The 24,057-nt window shown below is 29.4% G+C and carries 27 protein-coding genes; 21 read left to right on the forward strand and 6 right to left on the reverse strand.

Translation table 11 applies throughout. The features are described 5' to 3' along the window. The first annotated feature begins 35 nt into the window (after window positions 1–35). Window positions 36–1,220, forward strand: coding sequence for a serine hydrolase domain-containing protein (locus AAC008_RS01520; protein WP_339886992.1), 1,185 nt, complete (start codon window positions 36–38; stop codon window positions 1,218–1,220). Window positions 1,221–1,235: 15 nt separating this feature from the next. Here the strand turns inward: AAC008_RS01520 and AAC008_RS01525 are convergent, their stop codons facing one another. From AAC008_RS01525 to rho, 4 genes are all read right to left on the reverse strand, one after another. Beyond that, window positions 1,236–1,517: a hypothetical protein gene (locus AAC008_RS01525; RefSeq protein WP_339886993.1), complete on the reverse strand. Its 282-nt coding sequence runs from the start codon at window positions 1,515–1,517 to the stop codon at window positions 1,236–1,238. A gap of 1 nt (window position 1,518) precedes the next feature. Next, on the reverse strand, window positions 1,519–2,481 hold the full coding sequence (locus tag AAC008_RS01530; RefSeq protein ID WP_339886994.1) for an alpha/beta fold hydrolase: 963 nt from the start codon (window positions 2,479–2,481) through the stop codon (window positions 1,519–1,521). A gap of 18 nt (window positions 2,482–2,499) precedes the next feature. Continuing rightward, a complete protein-coding gene (locus AAC008_RS01535; protein WP_026715961.1) occupies window positions 2,500–3,336 on the reverse strand; it encodes a S1-like domain-containing RNA-binding protein in 837 nt (278 codons plus the stop codon). Window positions 3,337–3,472: 136 nt separating this feature from the next. Then, entirely contained in the window at window positions 3,473–5,158 is a 1,686-nt protein-coding gene (rho, locus tag AAC008_RS01540; protein ID WP_339886995.1) for a transcription termination factor Rho, read from the reverse strand. A gap of 181 nt (window positions 5,159–5,339) precedes the next feature. Between rho and AAC008_RS01545 the strand changes: the two genes are divergently transcribed. Beyond that, entirely contained in the window at window positions 5,340–5,750 is a 411-nt protein-coding gene (locus AAC008_RS01545) for a DUF4293 domain-containing protein (RefSeq protein ID WP_339886996.1), read from the forward strand. 72 nt (window positions 5,751–5,822) lie between these two features. On the opposite strand, the gene AAC008_RS01550 is transcribed toward AAC008_RS01545, so the two are convergent. Continuing rightward, window positions 5,823–6,287, reverse strand: a complete 465-nt coding sequence (locus AAC008_RS01550) for a hypothetical protein (protein WP_339886997.1) — start codon at window positions 6,285–6,287, stop codon at window positions 5,823–5,825. A 103-nt stretch (window positions 6,288–6,390) separates the two neighbouring features. Then, window positions 6,391–6,885, reverse strand: a complete 495-nt coding sequence (locus AAC008_RS01555) for a metallophosphoesterase family protein (RefSeq protein WP_339886998.1) — start codon at window positions 6,883–6,885, stop codon at window positions 6,391–6,393. Window positions 6,886–7,003: 118 nt separating this feature from the next. Between AAC008_RS01555 and truA the strand changes: the two genes are divergently transcribed. The 19 genes from truA (at window position 7,004) to AAC008_RS01650 (ending at window position 24,013) form a co-directional block, all read left to right on the forward strand. After that, the gene (gene truA, locus AAC008_RS01560) at window positions 7,004–7,747 is read left to right on the forward strand and encodes a tRNA pseudouridine(38-40) synthase TruA (protein ID WP_339886999.1); all 744 of its coding nucleotides are present in this window, start codon (window positions 7,004–7,006) and stop codon (window positions 7,745–7,747) included. Window positions 7,748–7,796: 49 nt separating this feature from the next. Next, window positions 7,797–9,554 carry an ABC transporter ATP-binding protein gene (locus AAC008_RS01565; RefSeq protein WP_339887000.1) on the forward strand — a complete coding sequence of 586 codons (1,758 nt, stop codon included), beginning with the start codon at window positions 7,797–7,799 and terminating at the stop codon, window positions 9,552–9,554. A gap of 129 nt (window positions 9,555–9,683) precedes the next feature. After that, window positions 9,684–11,072, forward strand: coding sequence for a dihydrolipoyl dehydrogenase (gene lpdA, locus AAC008_RS01570; protein ID WP_339887001.1), 1,389 nt, complete (start codon window positions 9,684–9,686; stop codon window positions 11,070–11,072). A gap of 71 nt (window positions 11,073–11,143) precedes the next feature. Beyond that, window positions 11,144–11,755: a porin family protein gene (locus tag AAC008_RS01575; protein WP_339887002.1), complete on the forward strand. Its 612-nt coding sequence runs from the start codon at window positions 11,144–11,146 to the stop codon at window positions 11,753–11,755. Between the two features lie 86 nt (window positions 11,756–11,841). Further along, the gene (locus AAC008_RS01580; RefSeq protein ID WP_339887003.1) at window positions 11,842–12,954 is read left to right on the forward strand and encodes a hypothetical protein; all 1,113 of its coding nucleotides are present in this window, start codon (window positions 11,842–11,844) and stop codon (window positions 12,952–12,954) included. Window positions 12,955–13,018: 64 nt separating this feature from the next. Beyond that, window positions 13,019–13,690: a hypothetical protein gene (locus AAC008_RS01585; protein WP_339887004.1), complete on the forward strand. Its 672-nt coding sequence runs from the start codon at window positions 13,019–13,021 to the stop codon at window positions 13,688–13,690. A gap of 9 nt (window positions 13,691–13,699) precedes the next feature. Continuing rightward, window positions 13,700–14,077 carry a cupin domain-containing protein gene (locus AAC008_RS01590; RefSeq protein WP_339887005.1) on the forward strand — a complete coding sequence of 126 codons (378 nt, stop codon included), beginning with the start codon at window positions 13,700–13,702 and terminating at the stop codon, window positions 14,075–14,077. An 82-nt stretch (window positions 14,078–14,159) separates the two neighbouring features. Further along, window positions 14,160–14,489 (forward strand): hypothetical protein, encoded by a 330-nt coding sequence (locus AAC008_RS01595; RefSeq protein WP_339887006.1) that lies wholly within the window; start codon window positions 14,160–14,162, stop codon window positions 14,487–14,489. Between the two features lie 126 nt (window positions 14,490–14,615). Further along, the gene (locus AAC008_RS01600) at window positions 14,616–15,914 is read left to right on the forward strand and encodes an NAD(P)/FAD-dependent oxidoreductase (protein ID WP_339887008.1); all 1,299 of its coding nucleotides are present in this window, start codon (window positions 14,616–14,618) and stop codon (window positions 15,912–15,914) included. Between the two features lie 190 nt (window positions 15,915–16,104). After that, entirely contained in the window at window positions 16,105–17,535 is a 1,431-nt protein-coding gene (locus AAC008_RS01605; RefSeq protein WP_339887009.1) for a hypothetical protein, read from the forward strand. Between the two features lie 125 nt (window positions 17,536–17,660). Then, window positions 17,661–18,323 carry a 3,4-dihydroxy-2-butanone-4-phosphate synthase gene (gene ribB / locus AAC008_RS01610; protein WP_339887011.1) on the forward strand — a complete coding sequence of 221 codons (663 nt, stop codon included), beginning with the start codon at window positions 17,661–17,663 and terminating at the stop codon, window positions 18,321–18,323. 1 nt (window position 18,324) lies between these two features. Beyond that, entirely contained in the window at window positions 18,325–18,900 is a 576-nt protein-coding gene (locus tag AAC008_RS01615) for a Crp/Fnr family transcriptional regulator (RefSeq protein ID WP_339887012.1), read from the forward strand. A 336-nt stretch (window positions 18,901–19,236) separates the two neighbouring features. Continuing rightward, a complete protein-coding gene (locus AAC008_RS01620; RefSeq protein ID WP_339887013.1) occupies window positions 19,237–20,211 on the forward strand; it encodes a hypothetical protein in 975 nt (324 codons plus the stop codon). Window positions 20,212–20,387: 176 nt separating this feature from the next. Next, window positions 20,388–20,681, forward strand: a complete 294-nt coding sequence (locus tag AAC008_RS01625; RefSeq protein ID WP_339887014.1) for a hypothetical protein — start codon at window positions 20,388–20,390, stop codon at window positions 20,679–20,681. 237 nt (window positions 20,682–20,918) lie between these two features. Continuing rightward, a complete protein-coding gene (locus AAC008_RS01630; protein WP_339887015.1) occupies window positions 20,919–21,287 on the forward strand; it encodes a DUF2200 domain-containing protein in 369 nt (122 codons plus the stop codon). Window positions 21,288–21,301: 14 nt separating this feature from the next. After that, window positions 21,302–21,748 (forward strand): DUF1801 domain-containing protein, encoded by a 447-nt coding sequence (locus AAC008_RS01635; protein ID WP_339887016.1) that lies wholly within the window; start codon window positions 21,302–21,304, stop codon window positions 21,746–21,748. Window positions 21,749–22,096: 348 nt separating this feature from the next. After that, window positions 22,097–22,732 (forward strand): hypothetical protein, encoded by a 636-nt coding sequence (locus tag AAC008_RS01640; RefSeq protein ID WP_339887017.1) that lies wholly within the window; start codon window positions 22,097–22,099, stop codon window positions 22,730–22,732. A gap of 333 nt (window positions 22,733–23,065) precedes the next feature. After that, complete coding sequence (locus AAC008_RS01645; RefSeq protein WP_339887018.1) at window positions 23,066–23,479, forward strand: hypothetical protein; 414 nt, start codon at window positions 23,066–23,068, stop codon at window positions 23,477–23,479. Between the two features lie 174 nt (window positions 23,480–23,653). Then, window positions 23,654–24,013, forward strand: a complete 360-nt coding sequence (locus AAC008_RS01650) for a hypothetical protein (RefSeq protein WP_339887019.1) — start codon at window positions 23,654–23,656, stop codon at window positions 24,011–24,013. Window positions 24,014–24,057 lie beyond the last annotated feature (44 nt).

Raw genomic sequence — 24,057 nt, forward strand, 5'->3', positions numbered from 1 at the left:
TTTTTTATATTTTTGTAAAAACAAATCCCATTACATTGAAAAACCCTATATATATAATCCTTCTGCTAATTCTATTATCGTGTAAAGACGATACTAAAAATTCACTTACTCATAACTATGTTTCTTATAATGATATAGAAAATGATAGTTTGCCTAAATCTATTTTTAGTGAATTACCCGAAGAATATATACAACAAAAAAGCTTTTTGGTAGAAAGTTTTTTTAAGGCTCATATCAATAACAACCAAGATTTTAATGGTGGTTTTCTAGTGGCAAAAAATGGTCAAATTATTTTTGAAAAGTATCAAGGAAAATCAAATTTCTCAACTAATGAAGATATTACTGAAACTACTGCTCTTCATTTAGCTTCTATAAGTAAAGTATTGACAGCAACTGCAATTTTTAAATTAGTTGATGCTGAAAAATTGACATTAGACGAAAAAGTAAAAACAATTTTACCCTCATTTCCTTATTTAAAAATTACTGTTCGAATGCTATTAAATCACAGAAGTGGTTTGGCACAATATTCAAGGTTTACAGAACCCGATAATATTTGGGGAAAGAAAAAAACACTTCACAATAGTGATATCTTAAGTTTATTAGGTACTAAAAGTATTCCTTTAGAATTTCAACCAAATACCAAATTTGCTTATTGCAATACTAATTATGCAATTTTAGCTTTAATTATTGAAAATCTGACCTCGCAAAAGTATCCTGAAGCCATGCAAAGTCTTGTTTTTAAACCCTTAAAAATGAATAATACTTTTGTTTTTGAATTCGAAAAAGATAAAGATATTGTTAGTCAAACTTATAAAAGCACAAAAGAAAAAATACGATATGATCAATTAGATGCAGTTTATGGTGACAAAAACATCTATTCTACACCTCAAGATTTGTTAAAATTTGACTTAGCTACTTATAAACCTGATTTTATTTCGGAAGATTTAAAAAAAGAAATATACAAAGGTTATAGTTACGAGAAAAAAGGAATTAAGAATTATGGTTTAGGAATTCGTTTACGCGAATGGGATTCTGGTCAGAAAGTCTTTTATCACAATGGTTGGTGGCATGGAAACACTTCTTCTTACATAACTTTAAAAAATGATACGGTTACTATGATTGCTTTATCAAACAAGTATTCAAGAAAAGTGTATCAAACCATGAAAGCTTCGGCACTTTTTGGTGATTATCCTTTTAAGTTGAATGAGGAAAGTGAGTAAGTTTTGATTAAAAAATTAGAACAATCCAATTTCAAAAAATCTCATTACAAAAATAATTGTTAAAACATTAAAAACTAAACCTAACCAATAAAGTTTACTCCAATCATTTCTATTAATAATGATTTCAGCTAAATTAAAAATGGGTAACAAAAGAGCAAATACTAAAAGTATAATCCATTGAATCGAAAGAGAATTATCTAAAACTCCATCAGGTTTATTACTTGTCAAAATTGAAAACATAGTCATGACAAAGACTAAAACGCTTAAACCTAAATAAATATTCTTTTTGGTAATCATCTTATAAGGATTTAAAAAATTCGAAAGCTCTGATTTCTGCATAGGAATATGACGAATTTCTCATTGGATAAGCACAATGTCCGCCATATTTTGGAGTTTCCAAATGAAGAAATAAATTTTTTTCTGCCCATTGAATCGGAAAACATCCATCGCCTAAAAAAGGATCATCTAGCGCATTTAACACCAAAACCGGCTTGTTTATTTTTTCTATACTTCGTGCTGGGGAAACACTATTATAATAGTCATCTTTATCTGTAAAACCATGAATTGGAGCTGTAAAATTATCGTCTAAATAATCGAAGTTAGTGATGTTTTTAATCTTATTCCAATCCATTAGTTCAGGAAATTGTTTGGATTTTATTTTAAGCTTCTTAGTTAAATCAATCACGAAATTTTTCATGTATATTTGATTAAAACCTTTCTTTAAAGATTCAGCACTCGCTTTAACTTCAACGGGAACAGAAACAGCTACTCCAGCTTTTACTTTTGAATTAATTTCAGAAATTCTACCAAAATAATTCATGACTTGTGCTCCACCCATTGAAAATCCAATTAAATATACTTCTTGAATCTCTTTACTTAATGCAAATTGTACTACAGCATCCAAATCGTCAATAGTAGCATGATGATACAGTCTTGGCAAACGATTCATTTCGCCACCACAACTGCGATTATTCCAAGCAAAAACAGAAAAGTCTTCTTTTAAAAAAAAATCAGCACAACTGTTAATGTAAGTTCTATGTGAATTGCCTTCTAAACCATGGCATAAAACAACTGCTTTAGTTTTAGATTGCATTTTATAATCTACATTCAAAAAATCACCATCAGAAAGTTCTAGCTTTTCTCTTTTATACTTTGGAGCTGAGAAGTTTTTTACTTTTGCGGCATAAATAGTGGAAAAATGTGCATTTTTATGTAAAAAAGGTATTGATTTATCATATTTTGAATCTTTTATGTATGGCATTTCAACTCAATAAATAAATTAAATCAAATAAATTCCGTCTTCTTTAATCTCGATTAATTGTTGACGGTATAAACTTCCTACTGCTTTTTTGAATGATTTCTTACTCATTTTCAAAACTGTTTTAATATCTTCTGGATGCGAATTGTCGTTTAAACGCAAAAAACCTCTGTTAGCTTTCAATTCATCTAAAATTATTTGAGACGTTGGTTCAATAGCTTCTACTCCAACCTTTCTTAAATAAACATCAATTTTTCCGTCTTCGCGAACTTGCTTAATATATCCTACTAATCGCTTACCAGGTTTTATATCTTGGTACGTTTCATTCGCATAGGCCAAACCTTTGTGCTTTTCGTTAATGATAACATTAATTCCAGCTTCTGTAATGTGAGAAACGATTAAATCAACTTCTTCGTTAGTTTGCAGATCAATATTATCATTAGATAAAAATTGGTTCGTTTTACTCGTTGCAGCTAATCTATTGGTCTTTTCATCCATATAACAATACACTAAATAGCGTTTGTCAATTTCCATAGGACGTGCTTGTTCTTTAAAAGGGACAAATAAATCTTTTTCTAAACCCCAATTCATAAAAGCACCAAATTTATTAATGTAATTCACTTTTAAGTGTGCGAATTCATTCAATTTGATATAAGGTTTTATTGTTGTCGCTACAGGACGTTCTTCATGATCTAAATATACAAAAACAGTAATTTCATCTCCAATAGAAAATTCTTTGGGAACGTATTTATTAGGAAGTAAAACGTCATGTTCTTCGTTTTCTCCGTCACCAAGAAAGATTCCAACTTGTGTGTCTCTAAGTATTTTTAAGGTATTGTATTGTCCTAAATGTAGCATTTTGATTTATTTTGAGCAAAGTTAGTTTAAAAGTTTATGAGTTTAAAAGGTTTTTGAGTTTTGTATAAAAAAAACTCCCAAATTAATGAGAGTTTTATATCTGAAAATCTGAAAACTGAAAATCCGAATATCTAAATTAATTATTCATCGAAATTAAGAATTCTTCATTGTTTTTTGTTTTCTTGAATCTATCGTTGATAAAGTCCATTGCTTCTACCGGATTCATATCTGCTAAGTACTTACGCATAATCCACATACGTTGGATTGTTTGTTCGTCTAACAATAAATCATCTCTACGCGTACTTGAAGAAACTAAATCAATAGCTGGGAAAATACGTTTGTTAGCAATTCTTCTATCTAATTGAAGTTCCATGTTTCCAGTTCCTTTGAATTCCTCAAAAATAACTTCGTCCATTTTAGAACCTGTATCGGTTAAAGCTGTTGCAATGATACTTAATGAACCACCATTTTCAACATTACGAGCTGCTCCGAAGAAACGTTTTGGTTTTTGTAACGCATTTGCATCAACACCACCACTCAATACTTTTCCAGAAGCTGGTTGTACTGTGTTATAAGCTCTAGCCAGACGTGTGATTGAATCTAATAAGATTACAACATCATGACCACATTCCGTTAAACGTTTTGCTTTTTCTAGAACGATATTTGCAATTTTTACGTGTTCTTGTGGTTCACGGTCAAAAGTTGAAGCAATAACTTCTCCTTTTACACTTCTTTGCATATCGGTTACCTCTTCAGGTCTTTCGTCAATAAGTAACACTATTAAGTAAACTTCTGGGTGATTGGTTGCAATAGCATTTGCTATTTCTTTCAACAACATAGTTTTACCTGTTTTAGGTTGTGCTACAATCATTCCACGTTGACCTTTTCCAATTGGAGCAAATAAATCTAAAATTCGTGTAGAAATTGTACTACCTCTTTCAGCTAAATTAAATTTCTCTTTTGGGAAAATTGGTGTTAAATGTTCAAATGAGATTCTATCTCTAATAACTTGCGGATCATGTCCGTTTATTTTGGATACTTTCACTAAAGGAAAGAATTTTTCTCCTTCTTTTGGAGGACGAACTACACCTTTTACTGTATCTCCTGTTTTTAATCCGAATAAACGAATTTGAGAAGTTGACAAATAAATATCATCGGGTGAAGCTAAATAATTATAATCAGAAGAACGTAAGAAACCATAACCATCAGGCATCATTTCTAAAACTCCTTCACTTTCTATAATTCCATCAAACTCATAATCAGGTTCTCTGTAATTATTTTTTTTATGTGGGGTACTTTTAATTTCTTTTTTGGGTTGTGCATCACCGTTTGTGGTTTTTGGGCCAATATAACTTGGGTGATTGGGATTGTTTTGATTAGCTTTCTCAATGATAGCTTTTCTTTGCTCTTCCGTTAATTGTGGAGCTTTCTTTTCAGGTTTTGGATTTTCCTCAAAATCTATTGCTTCCTGTTTTGGAGTAGTCTTTGCTTCTTTAGTAAACTTTGGTTTTGCAATAGGTTTAGCTATTGGTGCTTTTTCAACTAGAGTTTCTTCTGTTGTTATAGCTTTTTCAGCAACTGGTTTTGTAGTCTTGGTTGCTACTGGTTTTTTTGTTTTTGGAGTTGTAACTTTAGCTCTTTTTTCGATTGGAGCATCTGTTTTTACAACATCTACAGGAATTGGGTTTAAAGCTTGATGATCTAATATTTGGTAAATTAATTCATCTTTTTTTAAGGCGCTTACTTTTTTTAGCTTGGCCGCTTTTGCAATTTCATGCAAATCTGAGAGTTTCATCTCATTTAATTTTTCAATGTCAAACATGAAGGTTTCGTAATGTTAAGTTGATACAGAATGTATAATATGATTCTTTGTAAGTAAAGATTTGTAACGATTCGTAAAGAAGTGATTACGAATTTCTTATGCAATAATACGATATTTTTACAATAAAACAATAGTTTTTTTAAAAAAGAAAACTTAATTTTGGCCTAATAATGTTTTAGAAATGATTCAGAGAATACAATCTTTATATTTATTTGTGTGTGCCTTGTTGTCGGCTTTAGTGCCTATGTTTCTTCCTTTGTGGAAAGATGCAAAACAAATGCCTATTTATTTTACAAGTGATATTATATATATTGTAGGGTTTGGATTAATTGCAACAATGGCTTTAATTAGCATATTGTTATTTAAAAAGAGACAAAATCAGTTTGTTTTAAACAGATTGAATATCATATTGAACTTTATTTTAATAGGATTATTTGTGTATCGAACGCTAAATTTATCTGGAGAAGCTTCGGTTTCTGAGAAAGGTATTGCGATGTTTGTTCCTTTAGTTTCTATCGTGTTACTAGTTTTGGCCAACAAAGCTATTAAAAAGGACGAAGATCTCGTAAAATCTGTGGATCGTCTACGATAAACCTATCATCTTAGTTTATTAGTGCGAAGAAAACCCGATTCGAAAGTTTCGGGTTTTTTTGTGGTTAAAAATTTAAAGTCTATTAGAAAGAGGTGTTAAGTATAAATAATTTCCTTCACCATCAAAAACTAAAATAAAATAATTCGTTTCATCAGAAACTCCTACATCATAATACGTTTTTTGATCTTGTTTGATAATTAAAGAAGCCTCGTTAATTTGGTATGTTGGGTATTTATCTACTAAATATTTTTTAATTTTTTCTTTTAAAGAGCTTAAGGCAATACTTTTTTGAATAGCTTTAATGACACCATCATCACTATAACTAATTAGAAGTCTTGAATTACCTTTTAAAAACTCAGCTTCAAATCTAAGGTCATTATTGTTTTTTCCTCTATAAAAAATAGACCAATTGACATCTTTAATATCCTTAAATTCTTTCTCAAAATTAGCTTCTACAATTGCTGGTAATGTAATTTTTTCTTGAGCATTTGTTAAAAATGTTAAACATAAAATTAAGATTGTTACTACTTTTTTCATCATATATATATTTAAATTATAATATTAACATACTAATATAATATTAACATACTAATAATGAATGAAAAAATCAAGCGCTTTAATAAAATTTTAAGGGTTCATACTACTTTTTACCAATTTCAATTACTTCAAGTTTTTGGATTTTTTCTTCGTCAATTTCAAATCTCAACATCGTTCTAACTTGATGAAATCCAGAAATTCCAGCTGCACCAGGATTCATGTGTAATAAATTTAATTTCTTATCAAACATGACTTTTAAAATATGAGAATGTCCACAAATAAAAAGTTTCGGTGAATTTTTATAAAGTTCTTCCCGAATAGCTTGATTGTATTTTCCAGGATAACCACCAATATGTGTAATTAAAACATCAACACCTTCACACATAAAGCGATTAATAAGAGGGAATTCCATTCGAGCTTTTTCATCGTCTATATTTCCATAAACAGCACGTAAAGGCTTTAATTTCTTTATTGTATCAGTTACAACCAAATTTCCAATATCTCCTGCATGCCAAACCTCATCGGCTTGATTAACGTATTTCAAAATGGTATCATCAATGTGACTGTGCGTGTCGGAAAGCAATAATATCTTAATCATGTCACAAAAATAACTTAATTATTGAAATTGAAATTGTCAATGCTCTCGAATTTTGTAAATTTGTCGATTATGTGCTAAATCTTTAAACTTTTAAACACATAACCTTTTAACCTCAAAAATGAGATATTTCATAGAATTCGCATACAACGGAAAAAATTATCACGGTTTTCAAACACAGCCTAATGCTACGTCTGTACAAGAAACACTGACAAAAGCTTTGCAGTTGTTAATCGATAAATCTATTGAAATCGTTGGTGCCGGAAGAACTGATTCTGGAGTTCATGCCAAGCAAATGTTTGCTCATTTTGATATAGAAAATCCTTTAGAGACTTCGTATTGGTTGCCAAAATTGAACTCTTATTTACCGAAAGATATTGTAATATATGATGTTTTTGAGGTCAAAGAAGATGCACATGCTCGTTTTGAAGCTTCTGCAAGAACTTATGAATACTATATTCATACTTTTAAAGATGCATTTTTAGAAGATATAAGTTGGTATTGTTTTCAGCAGTTGGACATCGATTTAATGAACAAAGCTTGTAAGATATTATTCAAACATACAGATTTTGAATGTTTCTCAAAAGTGCATACAGAAGTATTTACATTCAATTGTACTATTACCGAAGCTAATTGGAAACAAAAAGACAATCAACTAATCTTTACTATAAAAGCTGATAGATTTTTACGAAATATGGTAAGAGCAATTGTCGGAACCATGATTAATATTGGTTCTGGAAAAACTAGTTTAGAAGAATTTAAAGAAATTATTGAAAGTAAAAACCGTTCAAAAGCTGGATTTTCTGTTCCTGCTCATGGATTGTTTTTGGTTAAAGTAGATTATCCTTTTTTAGAAAATAAATAAGTTTGGTTTAGCCAACGGAAAAAACACACAGGATTTCAATTAGAAATACATGAAAAACAAAATACAAATCAAGTCATTAAAAAAAGTACTCATTTACGCAAAGCCTTATAAATCTCGGTTTATTTGGGTAATTGTTTGGGCTATAGTTCTAGCTTTATTTGCAGCTATACGTCCCTATCTATTAAAACAGACTGTTGATAATTACTTGGAACCCAAAGATGGAAATGGCTTATTATTCTATATAATTTTAATGGGAATTGTTCTAATCGTTGAAGTTATTTCGCAATTTTTCTTTACGTATTGGGCAAATTGGTTGGGTCAAGATATAATTAAAGACATTCGAAATAAGTTATTCAATCATATTGCTTCGTTCAAAATGAAGTACTTTGACAATGAACCTGTTGGTAAATTAGTAACGCGTTCTGTTTCAGATATTGAATCTATTGCAAGTATCTTCAGTCAAGGTTTATTCATGATTGTTAGTGACATGCTAAAAATGGTTGTTATTCTCGGAATAATGCTTTACATGAATTGGAAACTTACCTTAATCGTACTTCTAGCCATGCCTATTTTGATCGTGGCAACCAATATTTTTCAAAAGAAAATGCGTGTAGCTTTTAATGAAGTACGTACACAAGTTTCTAACCTAAATACTTTTGTGCAGGAACGATTAACAGGAATGAAAATTGTTCAGCTATTTAACCGAGAAGACATAGAATTTGAGAAATTCAAAGCCATTAATGAGAAACACAACAATGCTTGGCAAAAAAATATTTTATATAACTCTATCTTCTTCCCTATTGCCGATATCGTTTCATCTTTAACTTTAGGTGCAATTATTTGGTATGGAGGAATAAACATTCTTGATGGAAGTGACACAACAACCTTTGGAGACTTTTTTGCTTACACAATGTTTATAACTATGTTATTCAATCCATTGCGTCAAATAGCAGATAAGTTTAACGTCATGCAAATGGGAATTATCGCTGCCGAAAGAGTATTCGAAATTTTAGAAACAGATAGTCAAATTCAGAACAAAGGAACAAAAGTTGCGACAAGTTTTGCTGGAAAAGTAGATTTAGAAAACGTTCGTTTCAGCTATATAGAAAATGAAGAAGTATTAAAAGGTGTAAATCTTGAAATAAATTCAGGAGAAACTATTGCTATTGTAGGAAGTACGGGCGCAGGAAAAACAACCATTATCAACTTACTAAATCGTTTTTATGAAATTGATTCAGGTACAATCAAGATTGATAATATTGATATTAAAGACTTTACTTTAGAAAGTTTGCGCCAACAAATTGCTGTCGTTTTACAAGATGTATTCTTATTTGCTGATACCGTTTACAACAACATCACACTATATAATCCAGAAATTACTCGCGAGTATGTAATCACTTGTGCTAAACAAATTGGTGTGCACGATTTCATCATGAGCTTACCAAACGGTTATGATTATGACGTAAAAGAACGTGGTGTAATGTTATCATCTGGACAAAGACAGTTAATTGCGTTTTTAAGAGCGTATGTAAGCAAACCAAGTATTCTAATTTTAGATGAAGCAACCTCATCAATTGACACGTATTCAGAAGAATTAATTCAAACTGCAACCGAAACCATTACTAAAGGAAGAACATCAATCGTAATTGCTCACAGATTAGCAACGATTATTAATGCAGATAAAATCATAGTAATGGACAAAGGAATGATTGTAGAACAAGGAACGCACAGCGAATTAATAGCCAAAGAATCTGGTTTCTACAAAAATCTATATGAAGCACAGTTTGATACTAAAGTAGCAGGATAATTATGAATTATCAGTTGTAAATTATGAACTTACGATTTATCAGTTAAACAATTACACAATTAAACTTTTACGATACAAATAATTTCCATAATTTCGCAAGCATTATTACAAATTGAAAAATAAATACAAATGAAATACGATATTATAGTTTTAGGTAGTGGTCCTGGTGGATATGTTACTGCCATTAGAGCTTCACAATTAGGCTTTAAAGTTGCTGTTGTTGAAAAAGAAAACTTAGGTGGAATTTGCCTTAACTGGGGATGTATTCCAACTAAAGCTTTATTAAAATCAGCTCAAGTATTTGATTATTTAAAGCATGCATCTGACTATGGTTTAATAGTTGAATCATTTGACAAAGACTTTAGTGCTGTTGTAAAACGTTCTAGAGATGTAGCTGACGGAATGAGCAAAGGTGTTCAATTCCTAATGAAGAAAAACAAAATTGACGTTATAGACGGCTTTGGAAAGTTAAAAGCTGGTAAAAAAGTAGATGTAACAGATAAAGACGGAAAAACTACAGAATATAGTGCTGACAATATTGTTATCGCAACTGGTGCACGTTCTCGTGAATTACCTAACTTACCTCAAGATGGTGTAAAAGTAATTGGTTACAGACAAGCAATGACATTACCTGAACAACCTAAATCTATGATTGTTGTAGGTTCTGGTGCAATTGGTGTTGAGTTTGCTCATTTCTATAATTCAATGGGAACTGATGTAACTGTTGTAGAATTCATGCCAAATGTAGTTCCTGTTGAAGATGAAGATATCTCTAAACAAATGGAGAAATCAATGAAGAAAGCTGGTGTAAAAATCATGACAAACTCTTCTGTTGAACGCATTGATACTTCTGGAAAAGGAGTTAAAGCCTATGTAAAAACAGCAAAAGGAGAAGAAGTTTTAGAAGCTGACATCTTACTTTCTGCAGTTGGAATCAAAACAAACATCGAAAACATCGGTTTAGAAGATGTTGGAATCGCTACTGACAAAGATAAAATCTTAGTTAACGATTTCTACCAAACAAATATTCCAGGTTACTTTGCAATCGGTGATGTAACTCCAGGACAAGCTTTAGCACACGTTGCTTCTGCTGAAGGAATTTTATTAGTGGAAAAATTAGCAGGTTTACACGTTGATCCATTAGATTATGGAAACATTCCAGGTTGTACTTATGCAACTCCCGAAATTGCTTCTGTAGGTTTAACAGAAAAACAAGCTAAAGAAAAAGGATACGAATTAAAAATTGGTAAATTTCCATTCTCTGCATCAGGTAAAGCAAGTGCTGCTGGTACAAAAGATGGTTTTGTAAAAGTAATTTTTGATGCAAAATACGGTGAATGGTTAGGTTGTCATATGATTGGTGCTGGTGTAACAGATATGATTGCAGAAGCAGTTGTAGCGCGTAAACTAGAAACAACAGGACACGAAATCTTAAAAGCAGTTCACCCTCACCCAACAATGAGTGAAGCTGTAATGGAAGCTGTTGCTGATGCTTACGGAGAAGTAATTCACTTATAAGAAATTTAGAATTTAGAAATATAGTAATCCCTGACAGTTTTGTTGGGGATTTTTTTAAAACAAACATTTTTATGAAAAAAATTATACTTTTAACTTTTTTACTATTCGGATTAAATAATACAAATGCTCAAGATTTGAGTTATGGTGCTTTATTAGGATTTAATGCTTATGATGTTCAAATCGATGGCCCAATATCTGCTAATAGTGGATTTAGTGGGTTAAATTTTGGTGGGTTTTTAGAATATCAACTTAATAATAACTTTGGTGTTAAAGGAAACCTACTTTATAGTAGTGTAGTTGAAGATAATTTTATCACAGGAAGTACAAGTACTTTTGATGGAAAATTAATTGATGAGTTAAAAGTGAATTCACTACAAATTCATGGTTTGTTGAAATATGATGTCAATAGCGAATATAACAAGGGCTTTTATTTGATTGGTGGCTTCAGAATGACAAATGTATTAAGTGCTAAAGCTGATGGTGAAGAGACTGAAGGTTTTTATAAAAAATCAAATTTTGGAGCAATGTTAGGTTTTGGAGTAAATTTTGCTCATCATTTTGGTTTAGAACTTCTACCAGAAATTAATTTAACCAATACATTAGATTCTGAAACAAATAAAACAAGAAACTTTGGAGGATATATTAATTTCACCATAAATCTAGAATCAATCATCAATAAATAATTATACATATTTATACCTCCAAAAACTAATCCTTGACAATTTGTTGAGGATTTTTTTTTATGTTTGTTCCAATCTAATTTAAAAATATGTTCGACGAAAAAATTATAGCAGAATTAATCAAAATGAAAAATAAATCTGCTAGACAAAAAGAATTAAAAAGCTATTTATTAGCCAAAGGCTTTTCAGATGAAAAAGCTGAAGAATATATTGTAAAAGCACTAGAAATCAGTACACAAAAAAACAATGATTCTTTACCTTTAGAAAATAAAATAAAATTTGGAGTTGCATTAGGTTTGGTTTTATTGACTCTAATTTTAATGTTTTTTGTTTTTCCATATAAAACATTTGTTCATGTTAGAATCTTCTCCATATTTGGTACTATATTCTTGACAATAGGATTATTCTATGTTTTAAAATATTATAAAAGTTGGAAAAAAGAAAAAATTGAAGAAAAAAGAAATGTTTCAAATGCTCCAAATAGCGAAGTTCCAATAGCATTGTTGTTTATTCCAATGGTTTTGTTTTATTTTATTTTTTCTTGGGTTTTAGGAAACGGTCAAGAAACTATTTTGAAAGAAACTCAAGTTGAAACTGTTGGAACAGTGGTTTCTGGTTCGTCGTTATCTTCAAAAAGTTTTGACATGACTGATTTAGTTATTGAATACAGAACAAAAGATGGTAGAAAAATTCAGGTTACTAAAGAAATTTCTAAAAGTGAATTCGGAAATTTTTATAAAGGACAAAGCGTAAAACTTTTATATTCATCCATTGACACACAAAATGTTGAATTATTAATAAAAGAAGAAAACATAAGAAATTATAAAGGTTCAGAAGAAAGAGATTTAACGATTGACGATATTTTCAGCCTATTAGAAACCCCAAATGATAAGGTTTTAGACCAGCTAAATAAAATAAAATATGGTTGGGTTTACAATCAAAATAATTGGGTAAATGATTCTTATAAATCACTTATTATGAAAGAAGGAACTTCGGTTTCATTTATAACTGCTCATAATTCAATTTATACTTTTCCTAATAAAATTAAAGCTCTGGGTTATACTGAAATTTCAAAAGAACCTACAAAAAATCCTTTAATAGACATAAATCGACAATTTGAAAATGATAATTATCTAGTTGTTTTTAAAAAAGAATATGTTTCAGGAAATCATTTGGTAAACATGACAATCATAAAAAAGTAAATTAGCAAACTAATCCTTGACAAATTGTTGAGGATTTTTTTATGTTTAAAATCAAAATTTATAAATGGAAACATATCAAATAGTAACGGTTATTGTTGTAATCATTTTTGTTCTTTTTTTTAAAAGCGCTTATAAAGAAGATAAAATATACAATGAAGAAATTAAAAAAAGATTAGATGAAGAAATTCATTTAGAATTTAAAGTGCCTCAAATAAATCAATACTTATTAAACGATTTTGAATCCATTTTTTTATCAGGTGAATTGATGGATTTAAAAATATTTCAAGTAAATGATTTCTATTATCATGAAGAAAGTGAAAATTTATTTATTTTTGAAGGCATTGAATTCAAATTTAAAAAAGGCTTCTTCTCAATCGGTTTTTCATCTGAATATGAATACAATATGTTTCAAGCTACTCCATTCACAGAACTATACGATAATGAAAATGAAGAAGAAATAAATATAGAAGAAACTAAAAAACTGTCCAACCTAATTGGAAAAAAAGTAGTTGATGTAAAATTTAAAACTTTAGATTTTAATGAAGTAATTGATTACACAATGAAATTAGAAAAAGTATCTAAAATTGTTGAAGTTATTCTATATTTCGAAAACAACGAAACACTACAAATTGCAACCATAAATTACGATTACGAAAAAGATAAACCTCCCAAAAATTATCGCTACGACATTACAGGAGAACTATTAATTTCATTAAACAATATTGTAAAAATTTAAAACGAACCAATGAAACCACTATTCAAACTTTTTCAATTTATTATACTACTAACTTTATTCACAAATTGCAAACCCAAACAAAGCCTACCAGATCCTTTAGAAGCAGGTTGGAACAACCAACCCGTTTGCGAAGTTTTAGAAGATAATGCCAAACAAAGAATTCTAAAATGTTCTTTTCCACCTGGAGTTGGACACGAAAAACATTACCATAACCCACATTTTGGCTACACTTTACAAGGAAGCAAATTTAGAATTACAGACCAAAACGGAACCAAAGAAGTTGATGTACCCACAGGAACAACCTTTTCAAAAAGTGAAGTTACTTGGCATGAAGTATTAAACATTGGAGATAGCACAGCTGTGTTTTTGATTATTGAAGCGAAATAATAGTATTTACCACATTTTCACTTATTGTAACGTTTTAACTCAAATCCTTACTAATACTTTATAAATCATAAAATTATAAATTATGTTTAAAAAAATTATTTTATTAGTAGCACTTGTCTTAGCTTCTTTTTCTTGTAAAAAGAATACAAATGATGGTTTTAAAGGAAAATGGGTAAATATTGACGATAAAAGTAAAGTTATCGTTATTACAAAAGTTGGCGATTATTACAGTGTTAATATAGATGATACAAAAAAATATCCAGCTATAGAAAACGAAGAAATTTTAAAAATCATCATCGAAAAAGATACTATTAAAGCTACAATTGATAAAGATCATTATCTAATTCTAAATAATCAATCATTTAAAAAAATAAATGGAACATATAAGAATCCAGGAGCTGGAGTTTATTAAAAACAATTGCAAACTTACTTAGCGCTTGTATCCATAAACATATAAAGAAAAACTAACAAAATCTTAAGACAATTTAAAGTCATAAAAACTTTAAAAAACGTAACTTTACTGTATAATTAACATACAATGAAAAAGACAATAGTTATCGTAGGTGGTGGATTTGCAGGTTTAGAGTTCATAAGAAAACTAGGGAATTCCGAAAAATACAACACCATATTAGTCGATGCCAACAACTATAACTTCTTTCCTCCATTAATATATCAGGTTTCTACCGGATTAATGGAACCATCAGCAATTAGCTATCCTTTTAGAAAAATACTTAGACCCAGCAAAAATGCACGATTTAGATTAGGTAGCCTTGAAAAAGTCGTTCCTAATGAAAACAAAATCATACTGAACAATGGAGAGCTAAACTATGACGTCCTAGTCATGGCAACAGGAACAGAAAGTAATTACTTTGGTAATAAAAACATAGAAGCCTATAGTTTACCTATGAAAACCATTAGTGATGCCTTAACCTTACGAAATACAATTTTAACACGTTTAGATCGTGCTACAAGATTAACAAGCGAAGTCGAAAGACAAAAAATGCTAACCTTTGTAATAGCTGGTGCTGGACCAACAGGTGTAGAACTTTCGGGAGTTTTAGCAGAAATGAATGTTTCCATAATTAAAAAAGATTACCCAGAATTAGCTGATAAAGACATCCTTAAAATCTACTTAGTAGACGGAATGCCAACAGTCTTAAACGTAATGTCCAAAAAATCGCAAGACTATACGTATCAAAAATTACAACAACTGGGCGTAGAAATAAAACTGAATTGCTTAGTAAAAGATTTTAACAAAGACGTTATTGAACTTTCAGACGGAAGTAAAATCGAATCTCGAAACTTAATTTGGGCAGCAGGTGTATCGGCAAAAACGTTCGAAGGTTTTGAATTATCAAGCTATGGACGAGGAAAAAGACTAAAAGCAAACGCGTTCAACTTAGTAGAAGGTTATGAAAATATTTATGCCTTAGGTGATTGTGCTATACTTTCTGGTGATACAAATTATCCTGATGGTCATCCACAATTAGCACAACCAGCTATTCAACAAGCCGACAACTTAGCTACGAATTTAGATAAAGATAATAAAAACTGGAAACCATTTACATACACAAATAAAGGTTCTTTAGCCATTATAGGAAGAAACAAAGCTGTTTTTGATTTACCAAACGAAAAATATTTCATCAAAGGATTTTTAGCTTGGCTAATTTGGTTGTTCGTTCACATCATGGGATTAGTAAACTTTAAAAACAGACTGCGTACTTTTGTCAATTGGATAGGTTATTACATTTACAAAGACCAATACTTTAGAATGATCATCAAACCTAATGAAAAAACAAAACTTGATGAAGATGAAATAAACGAAGAAGCTTTATAAAAAAACTAAATAAAAAACCCTTAACAAATATCGTTGAGGATTTTTTTTTGCACTATTTCAAATAAACACTAAAAATTTATCACTTCTTTTTATATTTACCAATAATTATAAAGATGTTAAATCCTTTTAATAAAAATCACAGCCATAATTAAATAGCAAAAAGTCTAAATCCTTGCTTTCAAATTAATAAATGAAAAAAATAATAGTACTCTTTATAATTTCATTCATCACTTCTTGTGGAAATGATGACATAATTAACACTGAAAATAATCAACCTGAAATTGAAACTACACCTGAAATAGAGCCTGAAATTGGTTCTGAAGAAGTTTTTCCAGCAGGTAGTCTAAATACCTTTTTCTCGAATGCTTTAATTTCAGACAACATAAGTAATATTAAGAGGCTTAATCCCATAAAAATTACCGCATACGACCCAACTAATAATAGAATTAAAACAAACTATGCCAATCTAACAAATTTAATAATTCAAGGCAGTGGTGGTCAAAGTTGGTTTATAACTCAAGGTATGGAAGCTTCAAACCTAGTCGAAATTGAAAACGTAGATTTACAAACCGGTTGGATTACTCTTGGAAATACATATTTAGGTAGTTTAAATAAGAATATAGGAGAAAGCATAGAGTTCTTTAACCCATTTATAAACTACAACATAATAAATAATCGTCCGCTATTCAATCCCTACCCTACTAGCGTTACCGAAGGCGTTTTTAATTACATGCAACCAGGTGGAATTATTGAAAAAACAGACGGAACTTATGTACTTTTAACACCGGTAGTATTCGGATCACATGACACAAGAAGTATTTATTTTGCAACAAGTAGTAATTTAGAAGATTGGACATTCCATAATCAAAAAATTCTAAGTACCGATATGATACCGTTTGCAAAAATAAACGGAAATGTTTTCTCAACAGACAATCCATATAAATTAGACAATGGAAATTATCTCGTTTTATTAGGTGTTCAACAACCCAATAACAATTACACATCAGCTTACATGATAATAGATGAAAACCTAAATATCATACAACAACCAAAAGAGATAATGATACCTGGGTGGAATGGACAAAACCAAAACAGCTTTCCCCTAGCCTTAACAAAATTCGAAAACAAATACAGAATCCTTTTTCACAAAAGAAACACTAATGCAATCGACAGAGAAATTCATGAAGTAATTGCAATCGATTTATTAAGTGCTTTAGACTATAACAACAACATCATATCCTCAAGTATAATTCACAAAGGCACAAACAGTAGCGGATATTTAAAAGGAAAAGCAGATGATGCAGCCTACATTCAATTCAATTCAAAATTACACATACTCATAGGTAGTGAAGAAGTTTATTCTAGCTATTTAACCTCTAACAACAGAGAATACGGATTAATGAATTGGAATGGAATCAATTGGAATCACGACTCCAGAAGTCCATTATTAATTAACCCTGTAGAATTACGCCACAAATATCCCATTTACAATTGGGCATGGGATCATCTAGGAGCATTTGCTTCACCCATTATAAAAAACCAAACGCTCTACATCTTTATGGCATTCGGAACTGATAATCCAGATTATTTCATTTCTGCCATAAAGATTCCTTTAAATTAAAATACCAAAAATCCCCAACAAAAAACGTTGAGGATTTTTTTTTAAATAAATTTATTGACTTACATCAAATAATTTGACTTAAGACAACACTAGTTTTGCCATTCAAATAATAATAAAAATTTAAAATGGTACTTACAGAATTAGATACATTAAAAATAGTTGATAACAACAGCCAAGAACGATTAGAAAAAGCATTAGAGAACCTTCAAAATGGAAATGGAATTATCTTAATGGATGATGAAGACAGAGAAAATGAAGGTGATTTAATATTCTCTGCTCAAAACATGACTAATTATGATATGGCACTTATGATTAGAAAATGCAGTGGTATTGTTTGTCTTTGTTTAACGAATGAAAAAGCGGATTTACTTAACTTACCCTATATGGTAAAAGAAAACACAAGTAGTTTTCAAACACCTTTTACCGTTTCTATAGAAGCAAAAGAAGGTGTAACTACAGGAGTTTCGGCTAAAGATAGATTGACAACTATCCAAGTAGCATGCAATGATAATGCTAAAAGCTACGATTTAGCTAAACCTGGTCATATTTTTCCTTTAAGAGCTAAAAAAAATGGTGTTCTAGAAAGAAAAGGGCATACTGAAGGCAGCATAGATTTAATGAAGTTAGCAGGCTTAAAACCAGAAGCAGTACTGTGCGAATTAATGAATGATGATGGTACAATGGCAAAAATTGACACTATTATAAATTTTGCAAAGGAGCACAATTTAGTCGTACTATCTATACAAGATATTATTCATTATCGTAAATTTGTCAGAGATTATAAATAAAATGACAAATTATATTGAACTTACTAATTTCATAAGAAAGAATATTAACATTGAAGAAGAAGATTTAAAAGTCGTGTTGTCTTATTTTAAAACCATAAAAAAAAGTAAAAATGAAATTTTACTCTCAAACGGAAAAAATAGTCAGGTCAGTTATTTCGTAAAAAAAGGTTGTTTAAGACTTTTTTACATTGATGAAGAAGGGAAAGACATAACACGTTATATAGCATTTGAAAATCAATTTGCTACAGAACTCGTTAGTTTTATAACAAATGAACCTGCACAAGAGACTATTCAAGTTATTGAAGATAGCGAACTTTTATACATCACTCACGATGACTTTAGATATCTTATGACAATTATTCCCAAATGGAAAGATTTTTATAGTTTATATTTAGAAAAGGCTTATGTCAATAATTCAAAAAGATTAATATCGTTTACAGCGCTAGATGCATCAGAAAGATATAAACAATTATTTAAAATAAATCCAAATATTGTTAAACGGCTACCCAACAAAATAGTTGCTTCTTATATTAACATATCACAAGAAACTTTGAGTAGGATAAAATCTAAAATCTAAGTTTAAAAAGGAATAAACAAACTGATAAATTCCAATCTACACTAAATTTTATAGTGACCGAAAAAGCACTAGAAGCTAACCTATCTCTGCGAAGTCTCCCAACTTCACAGTATTTATTTTATCTCATTACTAACCACAAGCAACAAAACCTTTCAAATAAACCAAAAATCTCCGACAAAAAACGTTGGGGATTTTTTTTTTGAATTATTTCTTACAATTACGACAAACCGTAAAAATCTTACTTTTTTTATATATTTACAAGTATTTATTACTCGTTTATACCTAAAAGTTGGTTGAGATATAGACAAAAAATCACATAAAGAATATATATTAAATATGGACATACTAAGAAAAAAGCTAAATTTGATAATTCCATTCCTATTAATTTTTTCATTAATTTCATGTTCTAAAGACGAAGAAATACTTCAAAATGAAATTGTTAATGAAGAAAATATTGATGAATTAATTGAGTTTACAATTGATGGAATAACTTATAAATCAGTTAATAATGACCTAGGTTTCATGATCTTAATGACTGATTATCAAGGTACAGCTAGACACACAGTTAATCAAGGTCAAACTCCAACGATTAATTATAATTTTAATTACAAATTCACTCAAGGTGGTGCTTTACTCTTTTTTGAATTAGAAGAAACAATATATACTGAAAGTCAAAACATTCTAAAAAAATTTAAGACACCTACATACAAACCACTTAATGCATTTCAAATTAATAAATTTGAATATGACGAAACAACAAATAAAGTAACTATTGAATTTTCTGGGACTTTAAATTCTAACACAAATTCACTAGAAAGCAGACAAATTGAAGGAAAAATAATTCAAAACCTAGGAGTTGGACAACCTTGGGGAAGAGATTACTGTTATTTAAAAAGTAATGGAGGAACATTAGATGTATTATCTTCATACTATCAAGTATGGGGTAATGGTTCCGGAAACCAAAATATAAATTATGTTACCGGGGATGGATACAATATCTCAATTCAATTAGACCAACCTTTGATCAATTACAATAATTTAACCTTTAATGAAAATTCAACTATAAATAGGGTACTTTTCAAAAAAGCACTTTCACCTTATTTAATAAATGATGCAGACTTAGGTAGTGTTTATAGTCAACAAGTATGGGAAGAATATAAAACATCAGGCAATTTAATAGTGACAGATGTATATATAGGAAATAAACCTGGAGGAGGTTTGCATATAAAAGGCTTAATAAATTTAACAGTTCTAGACGATAATAATAATGTTTTAGACATTTTAGAATTAGAATTTGTTACTATAAATTAATAACAAGCCAAAAATCCCCAACACTACGTTGAGTTTTTTTATAAAACTATTTCACACAATTACAGAAACCTAAAAATCTTACTTTTTCTTTTTATATATTTACAAATAACAACAACAAACGAATATAAATGCATGAATATACACTTGCATACATAAACAAGAACGTTAGAAATTTTATGAAAACATCTTACTTTAAAAAAGTAACGCTATTTTTTATCTTAAGCATAATTTCATTATTGGGCTTAGTAATTTCTTCATTTGTTATGATAAACCATAATGGAATGAGCGAAATTTTACAAGGGTGGGTTAATTTGCTTTGGTTGCCTCTACCTATTTTAACACTAATAATCGACAGGTATTATATAACAAAATTTGACGCAAAAAAAGTAAACAAATTTCAATGCTACATTTTTGGAATCTTAATTTTACTTTTTGGAATAAATTGGATTAGACTTCAACTTCAAGTATAAAAGTCTTCAAAAAATCAACACACTTAAACCTTCCAAGCAAAACCAAAAATCCACAACAAAAAACGTTGAGCATCTTTTTTAAAACTATTTCACACAATTATAGTAAGCCTTAAAGGCTTACTTTTTATTTTATATATTTACAAGTAACAAAAGACCATTAATAATAGTAAGTACATATAAAAGGAAGTTCCATATATATACAAACCGTTAGCACCAATTAAGTTAAAATCAAATAAAATGAAAGTAACAGCTGAGAAAAATGAAAAAGTTGGAAAAATGATATTTGCATCTATTTATCCACTTTATTTAAATAGATTGGAGAAAAATGGAAGAACCAAGGAAGAACTCAATCAAGTAATTGAATGGCTTACAGGTTTTGATCAAAATACTTTACAAGCACTTATTGATGATAAAGTAACTTTTATAACATTTTTTCAAAAAGCTAAAATACATCCAAACGCACACTTGATTAAAGGAGTCGTTTGCGGTTACCGAATTGAAGAAATAGAAGATGAATTTGAACTGTATAAACAGTGTAGACAAATGGAAAAGCTGATTGATGAATTGGCAAAAGGAAGAAAGATGGAAAAAATATTAAGGCAATAATCAAAACCTAAATTATGGCAAAAACAAAAACAACTTACACTGGAGAAAACGTAATAGATTTTATAAACTCATACGTCGACAACGAACAGAAAAAAGCAGACAGCTTACAATTGGTAAAATTAATGAAAGAATGGTCTAATGCTGAACCTAAAATGTGGGGACCCACTATTATAGGATTTGGCAACTACCATTACAAATATGAAAGCGGACACGAAGGAGATGCACCTATGCTTGGATTTTCTCCAAGAAAAGCAGCATTCTCACTCTACGTCTATTCGGATACGCAAAAAAGTCAATTATTATTAACAGAACTTGGCAAATTTAAAATGGGTAAAGCTTGTATTTATGTAAAAAAACTCTCTGACATCAATATCTCGGTTTTAAATGAACTAAGTCTAGAAACAATTGAGTACCTTAACGAGCATCACGAATGTTCTTGCCGGAAAAAAAAAGCCAACTAACATAGGAAAGAAAAACGGTTTTAGCTTAGTTTTATCCATAGAAAAACTTCTATAATTCATTATATGAAAAACTACAAACCCTTTCAAAAAACTTAGACCACTTTTATATTTCAACAAACATAAAATTCCCTACAAATAAAGTTGAGGATTTTTTTTAAAACTATTTCACACAATCACGTAAAAGCACAAAATCTTACTTTATATTTTATATATTTACAAAAACAAACGACACTAAATAAGTGTAAATGCTTATAAACGCAACTTGTGTATATTTACAAGTTAGGCAAAATTAAAAACGAATACGCAAGAATATAACACAATTTTAAATCAAAAAACTAAACTATTATTATGAAAAATTTGATTTCTCTTTTAGCTATTAATTTATTGTTTATTAATTTTTGCTTCTCACAATATAAATTTCCTTTGATTGAAGATGTTGAGATGGATTTAAAAAGCTATGGTGTAAATCCAAACATTTTTGGAGGTGCAAAATTCAAATGTTCAAAAAATATTGATGACCCTGATGAAACGAGATTTTTAGTCTTTTTTACTGCAAAATTTAAAGATTTTTCAACAAAAAAGACTTTAGATTTTAACAACATATCTCTAGTAGATGTAGAAAGTAAAGTACGTTATAGACCAATTGGAGTGTCTCTTTATCGTTTTTATTACGGTGATAAAGAGTGGTATGCGGATCATATGGAATTAGATGAAAACGAAAATGACTCTTTTACAGAATATTCACAAGATGGAATTGAAAATTTTGATTTTTATACTTTTATGAGAAATATATTAGGAAGTAAAAAAGAAAAAAAATACAGATATAGACTTGTACCTGAAAATTTTAAAAGTAAAAGTGGATTGAAATTTACATACCAATTTCCAGTTTTTAAAAACAGAAATGATTCAGGCAATTTTAAAATATATTGGAAAGATAAATTAATTGGAGAATTTAAAATAAAAGATGGAAAAGCAGTTGATTAAATATCCAAAAAAATAATATAAAATTTAATTAACGCTTGCCTAACGACGGTTTATAACAATTAATAAACTTGAAATTTCTACTAACAAAACTAAGAACAGAACTCACGAAAATACAACAAACAACAAACCAAAAATCCCCAACAAAAACGTTGAGGATTTTTTTTTGAATTATTTCATATAATTACGCAAAACCTTAAAACCTTACTTTTACTTTTTATATACTTACAAGTAATTATAAAGTAGGACTCTCGTATATTTACGAGTTGGCAGCAATTCGTGCGCAAATCGGAGACAAAAGAATTAAAAAAAATAACGTAATTTTTTATAACAAAAATGACAATTGATAATTTTTTAAATAAGTATAATTCAGATTACAAAAAACCAACAAAATATATTTCTTTCTATTCAAGATCATTTTGTTTCTTTGGTCATTGGTTTGGTCGTCCAACAGATATTACATATGAAATTTATGGTGCAATTTATGATTCAGAATGTGAAATTTTAGAAATAATACTTGAAGGAGAAACAAAACTGACAATAAAAAAACCGAATATTATTATTGATAACGATTCAGAGTTAATAATTGAAAATGCAGAATATATTTTGTTAGAATGGATTCACTTTTATGACAAAACGAAAAACTATTTAAAAATTTCATATGAAAACTCAAAGTGTTTTGGCGAATCAAATTTAGAACATAATTTTAATGATTTAGACATAAATAAACCAGCACTTTTATGGAAATAAAGAACTGCTGCCAACAGCCGTTTGTAACAATTGCTCGGCTTGGTCTTTGTTTGAATTTTCTCCGAAAATTCTAAAAAGGAGTTTTGTACTTGTGATTTTTTGTCTTAAATTTACGCAACTGCCACAAGCCGTCAAACGTTGTAAGTAATTTTAAAAAATCGGTACGTGAAAAACATGAACTTTATAAGAATCACTAAAAACATAATTATAATTATTGTAATTATAATTTTTTCTAGGATGATGAATCGTTCCAGCGAAAACTTCAATTTTTATATTCAAAAAAAAGAGAATTATTTAGAATTAAAAAAGCTTAATGAAAATATTATTGCTGAATATAAAATAAATCTTCCGCTAGATTCTGAACTTTATAAGTTAAAACGAAAAGTGGAATACGATGAAAGTATGATAAATGGATTAGGACCTAATAAAGATTTTGCTGAATACTATTGGTGGTTTTTAATAGGTTTGAGTCTGACTTTAGTAGTTGTTAGTTGGTTAGGCAATAAAAGAAAAACTACAAACAACAACGGTTAGCAAAACGGTTTAGGCTTGGTTTTTCCTTCGAAAAAACCTCTATG

The organism is uncultured Flavobacterium sp., assembly GCF_963975515.1.
Taxonomy (GTDB): Bacteria; Bacteroidota; Bacteroidia; order Flavobacteriales; family Flavobacteriaceae; genus Flavobacterium.

Excerpts from the sequence above, each read along its gene's own strand:
- AAC008_RS01555 (WP_339886998.1), bottom strand. The coding sequence starts at position 6,885 with ATGATTAAGATATTATTGCTTTCCGACACGCACAGTCACATTGATGAT.
- AAC008_RS01650 (WP_339887019.1), top strand. The coding sequence starts at position 23,654 with ATGAACTTTATAAGAATCACTAAAAACATAATTATAATTATTGTAATT.
- ribB (WP_339887011.1), top strand. The coding sequence starts at position 17,661 with ATGGTACTTACAGAATTAGATACATTAAAAATAGTTGATAACAACAGC.
- AAC008_RS01530 (WP_339886994.1), bottom strand. The coding sequence starts at position 2,481 with ATGCCATACATAAAAGATTCAAAATATGATAAATCAATACCTTTTTTA.
- AAC008_RS01635 (WP_339887016.1), top strand. The coding sequence starts at position 21,302 with ATGGCAAAAACAAAAACAACTTACACTGGAGAAAACGTAATAGATTTT.
- AAC008_RS01645 (WP_339887018.1), top strand. The coding sequence starts at position 23,066 with ATGACAATTGATAATTTTTTAAATAAGTATAATTCAGATTACAAAAAA.
- AAC008_RS01565 (WP_339887000.1), top strand. The coding sequence starts at position 7,797 with ATGAAAAACAAAATACAAATCAAGTCATTAAAAAAAGTACTCATTTAC.
- AAC008_RS01630 (WP_339887015.1), top strand. The coding sequence starts at position 20,919 with ATGAAAGTAACAGCTGAGAAAAATGAAAAAGTTGGAAAAATGATATTT.
- AAC008_RS01575 (WP_339887002.1), top strand. The coding sequence starts at position 11,144 with ATGAAAAAAATTATACTTTTAACTTTTTTACTATTCGGATTAAATAAT.
- AAC008_RS01525 (WP_339886993.1), bottom strand. The coding sequence starts at position 1,517 with ATGATTACCAAAAAGAATATTTATTTAGGTTTAAGCGTTTTAGTCTTT.
- AAC008_RS01590 (WP_339887005.1), top strand. The coding sequence starts at position 13,700 with ATGAAACCACTATTCAAACTTTTTCAATTTATTATACTACTAACTTTA.
- AAC008_RS01585 (WP_339887004.1), top strand. The coding sequence starts at position 13,019 with ATGGAAACATATCAAATAGTAACGGTTATTGTTGTAATCATTTTTGTT.
- AAC008_RS01640 (WP_339887017.1), top strand. The coding sequence starts at position 22,097 with ATGAAAAATTTGATTTCTCTTTTAGCTATTAATTTATTGTTTATTAAT.
- AAC008_RS01600 (WP_339887008.1), top strand. The coding sequence starts at position 14,616 with ATGAAAAAGACAATAGTTATCGTAGGTGGTGGATTTGCAGGTTTAGAG.
- AAC008_RS01615 (WP_339887012.1), top strand. The coding sequence starts at position 18,325 with ATGACAAATTATATTGAACTTACTAATTTCATAAGAAAGAATATTAAC.
- AAC008_RS01550 (WP_339886997.1), bottom strand. The coding sequence starts at position 6,287 with ATGAAAAAAGTAGTAACAATCTTAATTTTATGTTTAACATTTTTAACA.
- AAC008_RS01595 (WP_339887006.1), top strand. The coding sequence starts at position 14,160 with ATGTTTAAAAAAATTATTTTATTAGTAGCACTTGTCTTAGCTTCTTTT.
- AAC008_RS01625 (WP_339887014.1), top strand. The coding sequence starts at position 20,388 with ATGAAAACATCTTACTTTAAAAAAGTAACGCTATTTTTTATCTTAAGC.
- AAC008_RS01535 (WP_026715961.1), bottom strand. The coding sequence starts at position 3,336 with ATGCTACATTTAGGACAATACAATACCTTAAAAATACTTAGAGACACA.
- AAC008_RS01580 (WP_339887003.1), top strand. The coding sequence starts at position 11,842 with ATGTTCGACGAAAAAATTATAGCAGAATTAATCAAAATGAAAAATAAA.
- rho (WP_339886995.1), bottom strand. The coding sequence starts at position 5,158 with ATGTTTGACATTGAAAAATTAAATGAGATGAAACTCTCAGATTTGCAT.
- AAC008_RS01605 (WP_339887009.1), top strand. The coding sequence starts at position 16,105 with ATGAAAAAAATAATAGTACTCTTTATAATTTCATTCATCACTTCTTGT.
- AAC008_RS01620 (WP_339887013.1), top strand. The coding sequence starts at position 19,237 with ATGGACATACTAAGAAAAAAGCTAAATTTGATAATTCCATTCCTATTA.
- truA (WP_339886999.1), top strand. The coding sequence starts at position 7,004 with ATGAGATATTTCATAGAATTCGCATACAACGGAAAAAATTATCACGGT.
- AAC008_RS01545 (WP_339886996.1), top strand. The coding sequence starts at position 5,340 with ATGATTCAGAGAATACAATCTTTATATTTATTTGTGTGTGCCTTGTTG.
- lpdA (WP_339887001.1), top strand. The coding sequence starts at position 9,684 with ATGAAATACGATATTATAGTTTTAGGTAGTGGTCCTGGTGGATATGTT.